The organism is Clostridium sp. (assembly GCF_047718555.1).
Classification (GTDB): domain Bacteria; phylum Bacillota; class Clostridia; order Clostridiales; family Clostridiaceae; genus Clostridium_I.
Map to the genome: position 1 here is coordinate 79,722 of NZ_JBDNRK010000013.1, position 10,097 is coordinate 89,818.

Below are 10,097 nucleotides of genomic sequence, written 5' to 3' on the forward strand. Positions count from 1 at the left end.
AAGATGAAACTTAGTCTTTTTTATTTTTTAAAATTTAAGTATTACAGAGAAAGATATGTGAATTATAATAGGCAAATGAAAAACACCATCTGTGAAAAGAGAGGAATGATAAATTAACTACTCTTTCTAATGCTAATGTAAGTTTATTGGAAGTAGGACATAAAGTGATAAAAATATGTTGAAGATAGTACTTGAATTTCTAAATAATTGTTAACATGAAATAATTAATAAGTGATAGGAGAATGTGAGCTTTATGAAAAAAATAATTAGTATCATATCAGTAATTACTTTAATTGCATTTATTATAGTTGGTTGTGGAAATGCAAATAGTAGTGGAGCATCTAATAATCAAACTAATAATCAAAAAGAAAATAAGCCAAAAGAAATAAGAATTGGGTATCAACCTGGATTAAACCATGCTTTATTAATTGTGGCTAAACAAAAAGGATGGTTTCAAGATGAATTTAAAAAGGATGGAATCAATGTACAATTTCAGAGTTTTGTATCTGGTCCACCTATGATAGAAGCTTTTGCTGGAAAAAGATTAGATTTCGGGCAAGTTGGAGATCAACCAGCTATTCAAGCAAAAGCAAATAATATTGATATTAAAGCTATAGGAGTATATTCATCTGGATATTTGAGCAATTTAATTGTACCAAAAGATTCACCAATAAATTCAGTAAAGGACATAAAGGGCAAGAAAGTTGGAGTTACTGTCGGCTCTACAGCACATATACTTTTAATTAAGTTTCTTGAGTCAGTTGGATTAACTACTAATGATATAAATTTGGTCAATTTACAGCCAGCTGATATAAAAACTTCACTGGCATCTAAGAATATAGATGCAGCAGTAACTTGGGAACCATTTGTTTCTAATTCTATAGTAGATGGAACTGCTCGCTCAATAGCTGATGGTAAAAACTTAAGAATTGATAGTAATTTAATAATTGCTACAAGCTCTTTTGCTAAGCAGTATCCTGATATAGTAAAGCGAGTATTAAAGGTATATGAAAAGGCACAAAAATGGGTTCAGAGTAATCCAGAAGAAGCTAAACAAATTGTTGCTGACGATATTAAAATGCAAAAAAATGTTTTAGATGTAGCATTTCCAAAAGGGGATTATAATATTAAATTTACAGATGAGATTATAAATTCAGTTAAAGAAACGGCTACTGTTTTGAGAAAAAATAATACAATACGAAAAGATGTAGATATTAATGACCTTATAGATGAAAGTTATTTAAAAAGTATTGGTGTACAGTAAAGTTAGCTAATAGTAAAACAGATTTCATTTAAATAAAGAGGTGGTCATAACGAATAATCTACATATTGTCAATAGAATACCCACTGTAGAAGAATTCGTTAATATACGAAAAGAAACTGGTTGGGAGACGTATGATTTAAAAGCAGCTGAGGTAAGTTTGAAAAATTCCCTTTTTAGTGTTTGTGCAGATTACAATGAAAGAATGGTTGGTTATGGAAGAATAGTTGGAGACGAAGGGATGTATTTTTATATTCAAAATATGATTGTGCTTCCAGAATTCCAAGGAAAGGGAATAGGAAAACTTATAATGATTGAATTAATGAAGTATATAGACAATAATTGCCCTAAAGGTTCTTTTATAGGATTAATGGCTTCAAGAGGGAAAGAAGAGTTTTATGAAAAATTTAATTTTATAACAAGACCTGAAGGAAAATATGGGGCAGGCATGTTTATGCTTAAACATTAAATTAATGTATTAATAGGGGATATATTCATAATAAATATATATTAAGAATTAGTTGACCATAACTATTGGAGACTAAGTTTTGTTGAAATATATGAAACTTGGTCTTTTCATTTAGTAGAAAAAAACAATAGTAGAATTAGGAAGGTGATTATTAATGCATAAACTTATTTCTTTGATAAAGTTGTCTCCAAAATACTTAGACAGATTAGCGTTACTTGCACCTAATTGGAAAATAATTAGCAGTGTGGAAAGTTCTATTTATATACCACACCTAGAAGATGCCGAAATTATTGTCGGATGGAATAAAGATGTCGATAAAGTTTGTTTTAAACCTAACTCACCATTAAATTGGATACAATCCTGGGGAGCAGGTGTAAATAATATACCATTAGAAAAATTAAGGCAGCAAAATATTATTCTCACTAATAGTAGTGGAGTACATGCTTTTCCTATTTCAGAAACAATATTTTCTATGATACTTATGTTTACACGACGTATGCATCTATATCTTAGAAATCAGTTAAAAGAGGAATGGAAACATGAAGAGAGTTTGCCGGAAGTACATGGAAAGACTATTGGAATTATTGGTGTGGGAGCAATTGGAGAAGAAACTGCAAAATTAGGAAAAGCTTTTGGCATGAAAGTTTTAGGAGTTCGTCGTTCAGGAAAAGCTTCGTTAAATGTTGATAAAATGTTTGATATGCAAGGGTTAAATGAATTGATTAGTGAAAGTGATTATATAGTTAATACACTGCCATTGACGAAAGAAACATATAAATTAATTGGATTAGAACAGTTTAAAAAAATGAAAAGAAATTCTTTTTATGTGAATATCGGCAGAGGCAAAACTACTGATACCGAAGCATTAATTAAAGCATTAGAGGAAAAATTAATTGCTGGAGCTGGGTTAGATGTATTTGATCCAGAGCCACTTCCTAAAGAAAATCCTTTATGGAAATTGGAAAATGTAATAATTACTCCTCATAATTCTGGAGCAACACAAAGTTATGAGGAAAGGACCATGGATATATTTATAAGAAATTTTAAATCTTATTTAAATGGTGAAAAACCTAAAATTAATGTGGTTGATTTGGATAACCAATATTAAAAAATTAAAGGAGTAGGAAATGGGCAGAAAACCAAACATAATATTCTTTTTTACGGATCAGCAAAGATGGGATACAGTTGGATGTTACGGTCAGAAGTTGAATGTAACGCCAAATCTTGACAGGATGGCAAAGCAGGGAGTTAAATTTGAAAATGCTTTTACCTGTCAGCCAGTATGTGGACCAGCGAGATCATGCCTGCAGCTTGGTAAATATGCTGCGGAAATCGGATGTTTCAAAAATGGAATAGCTCTTCCACTTAATGAAAAGACTATAGCAAATTATTTTTCAGAAAGTGGATATGAAGTAGGATATGTAGGAAAATGGCATCTTGCATCTACAACAGGTGAATTTAATTATAGGACAACAGCAATACCTCCAGAGAGAAGAGGAGGTTATAAAGATTACTGGGTTGCATCAGATGTACTGGAATTCACGTCTCACGGATATGATGGATATATGTATGATGCGGATATGAATAAAAGGGAATTTAAAGGATATAGAGCGGATTGTGTAACGGATTTTGTTTTAGATTTTTTAAATGATTATAAAGGTGACAAACCATTTTTTTTGTTTGTATCGTATATAGAGCCACATTTTCAAAATGATCATAAATGTTTTGAAGGTCCCATAGGCTCAAAAGAAAAATTTAAAGATTATGAAATACCAGAAGATCTTAAAGATACAGAGGGGGACTGGAAAGAAAATTATCCAGATTATTTGGGGTGCTGTGCAAGTTTGGATTACAATCTTGGCAGAATTCGTGATAAGGTTAAAGAAATTGGAGAAGAGGATAATACTACAATATTTTTCACAAGTGATCATGGTTGCCATTTTAAAACTAGAAATTCTGAATATAAACGGTCCTGCCATGAATCATCAATCAGAATACCTATGATTGCATACGGTTCGGGCTTTAAAGGCGGGAAGGTTATAAAAGAACTTGTAAGCTTAATTGATATTCCTTCAACGCTGCTTGCATGTGCAGATATAAAAAAACCAGATAATATGCAGGGAAGGCCCCTTCAACAGTTAGTAGAAGGAAATAATGAAAACTGGCCAAAGGAGATATTTGTCCAAATAAGTGAATCACAGGTAGGACGAGCTATAAGGACAAAAAAATGGAAGTATTCTGTTCGTGCTGAAGGAAAAGATGGAACGAAAGATGCAGAAAGTAATTGTTATATAGAAGATTTTTTATATGATCTCGAAAATGATTATAGTGAAAAAAATAATCTTATAAAAAATCCATTATATGTTGAGATTAGGCAACAACTTGCTGATATATTAAAGCGTAGAATGAAAGAAGCAAATGAAAAAGAACCTGAGATTATATCAGCACGTTAAAATTGATATTAATATAATATAAAATTTAAAAGGAGAAAGTTGAAATGAAAGTAGGTTCAGCTCAAATTAACATAACCCCGGAAATGCCTTTTTTCCTGGCAGGTTCAGCACTGTTAAGAGTGAGTAAAACAGTACTTGATCCACTTATGGCAAGCTGTATGGTTGTGGATAATGGCAGCGAAATAGTGGCTTTTATAAGCTGTGATCTTATTAACTTAAAAGATGAAGTTGTTGAAGATGTCCGCAGCAGAATCCATAAAGAAACTGGAATTAAATATAATAATATAATATTATCTGCAACTCACACCCATCAAGGACCTAAAACTGGTTTGAATATGCCAGCACCGTGGATTAAACTTGATCAAAGAATTGTAGAAACTCTGGTTGATAAAATTGTAAGATCTGCAGTCACAGCAAATAAGAATAAAAAAGAAGCAAGAATAGGTTACGATAAAGGTTGTGTAAACAAATGTAATTTTAATCGGCGTTACATTATGAGCAATGGTCGCAGTCAATTTGCAACTAGGGGCTTCAATCCAGAAAGGCTAGTTCCAGAAGGTCCAGTCGATAACGAAATTCAGGTTGTCTGGTTTGAAGATTTGAAAGGTAGATACATTACTGTAGCTGTGAATTTTTCTTGTCACCCGACAGTTTTATTTAATACAGAATATGTATCTGCTGATTTTCCTGGTTCCATGAGAAGTGTTATACAAGCAGTGATAGGAAAGGATGTACCAGTTTTATATTTGCAGGGCGCCTGTGGTAATCTTAATACAGTTGATATTGAAGATGAAAGTACAAAGTGTCAAGGCAGGGATGGCCTTGAGAGGATTGGGAGGATACTTGGTGGAGAGGTGCTGAAACTTATATCTCAAAATAGTGTGTCGGAAGAAGATTATATTAATATTCAAGTTAAAAATAGAATTGTAAACATACCACTTAGGAAAATTTCTGACGAAGATATAAAAGAAGCTGAAAAAAAATGGGGGCAGTTTACAGATCAAGATAAAGTTAATATTAAGAAGTTCAATGAAACCTATCATACTTTTTCTACTATAGAACTTGGAAGACAAATCAAAATAAATCCAAATTGTCCAGTTGAAATATCTGTTATTTGTCTCGGGGATATTGTTATTGTAACAAATCCGGTTGAACTTTTTGTTGAATACCAACTGGAGTTAAAATATCATTATAAAGGAAAAAAAATTATCGTAGTTGAATTGACAAATGGTCACGCAGGATATGTACCTACAAAATTGGCTTTTGCCTTGAGAGGCTATGAAATGCAGAGAGCTATATCCAGTAAGCTAAATCAGGAAGCGGGTAGGATTATTGTTGACACAAGTACCCAACTTATTAATGAAATATATACGTAATAATTTATTTATTGCAGACAGGAGAAACATATAAAATAGGGAGAGAAAGTTGGAATAAAATATGAATGTAATTATTTTAATGTCTGATGAGCATAATCCTTTTTTTTCATCAATTTATGGTCACCCTTTTATAAAGACACCAAATATGGACATAATGGCAAGAAATGGTACATTATTTAAAAATGCATACTGTCCTTCGCCACTTTGCATGCCAAGTAGATCTGCATTCATTACAGGAAAGAGAACTCATGAATTACAAACATATAGTAATTGTAATGTAAATATTGATGATAGTGCTACAACTTATGGAGCTGATTTATCGAAACAGGGTGTATATACTGCCTATATAGGAAAAACTGATGTTCATGCTCCAAGTAATAAATTGGGTTTTGATGAGATGATACTAGCAAAGGATCGTAAGCTTCCTGGGGATACTAATTTTATACGCAGACCTCTTAAAATACGTGAAGATGCAGATAAGAGAGCTGGTAATTATGGACCTAAGGAGAAGCCTTATACAAAAGATATCAATTGCATTGATGCAGCAGTTGAATGGATTAATACTAAAGGGAAAGAACTTAAAAAGCCCTGGGTATTGACCATAAATGTGCTGAATCCTCATTTTCCAACGTTTACTACACAAAAGTTATGGGATATGTATCCGCAAGGAGGAGACTTGCCTGAGTATGGTGAAGAATGGGAAAGCAGCAGGCATCCATACGCTGTGGACTTAAAAGCTCATTTTAAAACTAAAAATTTTTCTGAAAAAGATAAAAGAGGTATTAGAAGAGGATATCTTGCATGTATCACTTTTGTTGATATACAAATTGGTAGGATTCTTCAAGCGCTCATGGATAATGGAATTAAGGATAATACAGATTTTATTTACACTTCAGATCATGGTGATATGATGGGAAAATTTGGGCTATGGTGGAAATGTTCTCTTTATGAGGATTCGGTAAGAATACCTTGTATTGCAACAGGACCTAGTTTTGAAAAGGGAAAAGTAGTTGATACTCCAGTAGATCTTTTGGATGTGTACGCAACAATTTTTAAGTCTACAGGTGGAAAATATCCTGATGGAAGAAGTGGTAGGGCACTGCAGGATATTCCTATGAATGATTCTAATAAAGTGATTTTTTCGGAATACCATGGTCATGGAACTCGTTCTGGGGCTTTTATGATCAGAAAGGGTGATTGGAAATTAATATTCTATACTGAAGCTCCCAAACAATTATTTAATCTTGCTGTGGATCCAGATGAACTGAAAAATGTCTATAGTGAAAATATTGAAAAAGCTAAGGAACTTGAGATAGAATTAAGAAAAATTTGTGATCCAGAAAAGGAGAATGAGAAAGCTCATCTTTTTCAGGAAAAGCAAAAAAGATTTCTAGAACTTAAGGATAAATAAATTAGCATTAAGTTACTTAAAAGAACTAAAATTGTGTACGTAAAAATTTATTGAAGTGTCAAAATTAATTCATCTAAAATATAAGTATTGGAAATGATTTAGTCATTGTAAAGGTACTTAGAGAAGATATATGAAACTATTTGTGGATAAAAAATGGGCTTAAATTGTTAGTGTAAATTTTATGAGGAATTTTTCGATTAGATGGGGGGAATTATTTTGCTATATAGAAAGTATGGAAAAACAAATGAAAATGTTTCAATTTTAGGTTTTGGATGTATGAGATTGCCTATTATTGGTGGAGATAGAACTAAAATTGATGAAGAGAAAGCTATAGAGATGATTCATTATGCTATTGATAAAGGAGTTAATTATATAGATACTGCTTATCCATACCATGGAAATGGCAGAGAGAGAGGAGGACAGAGTGAACCTTTTGTAGGTAGAGCTTTAAAGGATGGATATAGGGAGAAAGTTAATTTAGCCACAAAGCTTCCAAGTTGGCTTATAAAAACTAGAGAAGATATGGATAAATATCTGAATGAGCAATTAGAACGTCTTCAAACAGACAGAATAGATTTCTATTTAGTTCATTCTCTTAACACAGGTACTTGGGAAAATTTAAAGAAGTTAGGTATAAATGAATTTTTAGACTCAGCAATAAAGGATGGAAGAATAAGATATGCAGGATTTTCATTTCATGATAGATTACCTTTGTTTAAGGAAATAGTTGATTACTATGATTGGTCATTTTGTCAGATTCAATATAATTATTTAGATGAAAACTATCAAGCTGGAAGAGAAGGATTAGAATATGCAGCTAATAAGGGATTAGGCATTGCTATTATGGAACCTCTTAGGGGAGGTAAAATAGTTAAAAGTCTTCCAGATAAAGCTGTGAGTGCTTTTAATGAAGCAGATGTGAAAAGATCACCTGCTGAATGGGCTTTAAGGTGGGTATGGAATCACCCAGAAGTTTCTGTAGTATTAAGTGGTATGAATGTTATGGATAATATCAATGAAAATATAAGAGTGGCAAATGAAGCGAAAGCTAATTCATTAACAGAGAAAGAATTAGCAATAATTGATAAGGTGAAAAATGCTTTTGAGGAAAGAATAAAAGTTAATTGTACAGCCTGTGAATATTGTATGCCTTGTCCATCAGGAGTAAATATTCCTAAGAATTTCACCATTTACAACGAATATAGCTTATTTGTTAATCCAGAGACAGAAAAAGAACTCAAAACTAGATATAGTTCACTAAAACCTGAAGAAAGAGCTTCCAAATGTGTAGCATGCGGTAAGTGTGAAAGCCATTGTCCACAAGCTATTAAGATCCGTCAAGAATTAAAGAATGTTGTGGCAGTATTTCAATAAACAGATTGACAATAATACTAATAAATGATATTATTATATAAATTAGAAAAAATGTTAATTTATATATATTTTACTAAAGAGCAAATAAATATATTAAATAAGGTAATTTAGAATTAGTTAACTAGAAATACTAGAGACTAATCTTTACACTGGAGAGGTAAGGATTAGTCTCTTTTATTTTAATTATAAATGTAGATTTAATAAAGTAGAATCAATTATATATAAATACCTATTATTTATATATGATTAATATAAAATATTTTTTAAAAAAGGAGCAGTTAAGAATGAGTGATATTAAAAATCAACTGTATAAAGAACTGGAAATTAAAAACGCTTTAAATGTTGAGGGAGTTAATGTTGATCCAAAAATTTTTGCTAATTTAGATTTGGGAGGAAAGTATCAGGAACAAATACACACTCTATTTGAGAATGATCGAGAACCACACGTAGGCATACAATTTCCTGTAGGATTTTATTCACCAAATGGTTTTAGAATAGGATTCAAATGGGATAGAAGTTCAAAATATACTATTAACCATGATGGAAATAAGTATTATCTTACAGAAAAAGGTAACGAAATATTTCCTATAGAGTTTTACGAACGTCCTAAATATTATGGGTTAAAAACTTCTGATGGTACAGAAATGTCACATGTGGCTACTTATAATAGAGATGGTGCCATTGCAGTAGCATATAGTAATGAATGTGCTTTGAAAGAAAAAGGATTGGATTGTAAATACTGCAATATAAATGCAACAAAAGACAACTATGGGGAAAAGCAGAATATACAATGGAAATACCCTAAACAAATAGGTGAGACTGCAGCAGTCGCTTATAAGCTAGGTGCACGTCATATAACAATTACTGGCGGTTTTATACCAGAAAGACGAGAGGTAGATTATTATATTGATGTGGCAGAGGCTATTAAAGAACATACAGGTTTGGAGGACTTCAATGGAACTGGTGTTATAGGAGCACCTATTGATTTAGAAGTTATTGATAAATATAAACAAGCAGGGTTTAGTACTATGGCAATGAATATTGAAATTTGGAATAAAGATATTTTTAAAGCAATTTGTCCTGGAAAACAAGAACAGTGTGGTGGTTGGGATCATTGGGTTGAAGCATTGGAGTATGCTGTAAAGGTATTTGGCTATGGAAAAGTAAGATCAAATATAGTTGGTGGAATTGAGCCTAAAAATTCTACATTAGAAGGAGTAGAATACCTTGCATCTAAAGGAGTTATATGCATGGTAGGAGCATGGAACCCAAATCCAGGTTCAGAGTTAGAAGATCATCGTACTCCAAAAGCAGAATGGCATTGGGATATGGCAAAGAAAGTATTTGCTATACAAAGAAAAGCTGGTTTTACTTATGAGCAATTATATAATTGTACTGCTGGTCCTAATTCTTTATGCCATGATTTTCACAGAATAGAGGAAGAACTGCTGCCAGTATTTAGGCAAAAAGCTATTGCTAATTGGTAAATGTAATATTTGATAGAAATTTTCATTAGTAGCAAAGCAGTGAAAAAAATTCTGTTTCTGTATTTGGTTCAGAAGCAGAATTCTTTAATTATCAATCAATTTCATTGTTTGGGAGTCTGCTTATTTAGCTACTGGTGGATGAATTATTTGAGAAGTGGCATTGTTATATTTCACTTTAACAAGATGTGATTTAATATACGATAAACTTAGAATAAGACCAGCTAGTAAAAGTCAATATAAATTAAAAAAATAATTTATGAGTAAAA

8 protein-coding genes are annotated in these 10,097 nt (G+C 31.9%); all 8 read left to right on the forward strand.

The window, feature by feature from the left end; all coding sequences use genetic code 11:
• Positions 1 to 253 precede the first annotated feature (253 nt).
• The 8 genes from ABF633_RS07630 to ABF633_RS07665 all read left to right on the forward strand — a co-directional run bounded on the left by ABF633_RS07630 (position 254) and on the right by ABF633_RS07665 (position 9,831).
• Positions 254 to 1,264, forward strand: a complete 1,011-nt coding sequence (locus tag ABF633_RS07630) for an ABC transporter substrate-binding protein (protein WP_415523069.1) — start codon at positions 254 to 256, stop codon at positions 1,262 to 1,264.
• 40 nt (positions 1,265 to 1,304) lie between these two features.
• A complete protein-coding gene (locus tag ABF633_RS07635; protein ID WP_415523070.1) occupies positions 1,305 to 1,730 on the forward strand; it encodes a GNAT family N-acetyltransferase in 426 nt (141 codons plus the stop codon).
• 154 nt (positions 1,731 to 1,884) lie between these two features.
• Entirely contained in the window at positions 1,885 to 2,838 is a 954-nt protein-coding gene (locus ABF633_RS07640) for a D-2-hydroxyacid dehydrogenase (protein ID WP_415523071.1), read from the forward strand.
• Positions 2,839 to 2,857: 19 nt separating this feature from the next.
• Positions 2,858 to 4,183, forward strand: coding sequence for a sulfatase-like hydrolase/transferase (locus tag ABF633_RS07645; RefSeq protein ID WP_415523072.1), 1,326 nt, complete (start codon positions 2,858 to 2,860; stop codon positions 4,181 to 4,183).
• Between the two features lie 44 nt (positions 4,184 to 4,227).
• Positions 4,228 to 5,559 carry a neutral/alkaline non-lysosomal ceramidase N-terminal domain-containing protein gene (locus ABF633_RS07650; RefSeq protein WP_415523073.1) on the forward strand — a complete coding sequence of 444 codons (1,332 nt, stop codon included), beginning with the start codon at positions 4,228 to 4,230 and terminating at the stop codon, positions 5,557 to 5,559.
• 61 nt (positions 5,560 to 5,620) lie between these two features.
• Positions 5,621 to 6,970: a sulfatase-like hydrolase/transferase gene (locus ABF633_RS07655; RefSeq protein WP_415523074.1), complete on the forward strand. Its 1,350-nt coding sequence runs from the start codon at positions 5,621 to 5,623 to the stop codon at positions 6,968 to 6,970.
• A 216-nt stretch (positions 6,971 to 7,186) separates the two neighbouring features.
• Entirely contained in the window at positions 7,187 to 8,344 is a 1,158-nt protein-coding gene (locus ABF633_RS07660; RefSeq protein WP_415523075.1) for an aldo/keto reductase, read from the forward strand.
• A 284-nt stretch (positions 8,345 to 8,628) separates the two neighbouring features.
• Positions 8,629 to 9,831, forward strand: coding sequence for a radical SAM protein (locus ABF633_RS07665; RefSeq protein ID WP_415523076.1), 1,203 nt, complete (start codon positions 8,629 to 8,631; stop codon positions 9,829 to 9,831).
• Positions 9,832 to 10,097 lie beyond the last annotated feature (266 nt).

Bases quoted from the DNA above. Each gene is read 5' to 3' on its own strand.
- ABF633_RS07665 (WP_415523076.1), top strand. From the start codon at position 8,629: ATGAGTGATATTAAAAATCAACTGTATAAAGAACTGGAAATTAAAAAC.
- ABF633_RS07640 (WP_415523071.1), top strand. From the start codon at position 1,885: ATGCATAAACTTATTTCTTTGATAAAGTTGTCTCCAAAATACTTAGAC.
- ABF633_RS07650 (WP_415523073.1), top strand. From the start codon at position 4,228: ATGAAAGTAGGTTCAGCTCAAATTAACATAACCCCGGAAATGCCTTTT.
- ABF633_RS07630 (WP_415523069.1), top strand. From the start codon at position 254: ATGAAAAAAATAATTAGTATCATATCAGTAATTACTTTAATTGCATTT.
- ABF633_RS07645 (WP_415523072.1), top strand. From the start codon at position 2,858: ATGGGCAGAAAACCAAACATAATATTCTTTTTTACGGATCAGCAAAGA.
- ABF633_RS07655 (WP_415523074.1), top strand. From the start codon at position 5,621: ATGAATGTAATTATTTTAATGTCTGATGAGCATAATCCTTTTTTTTCA.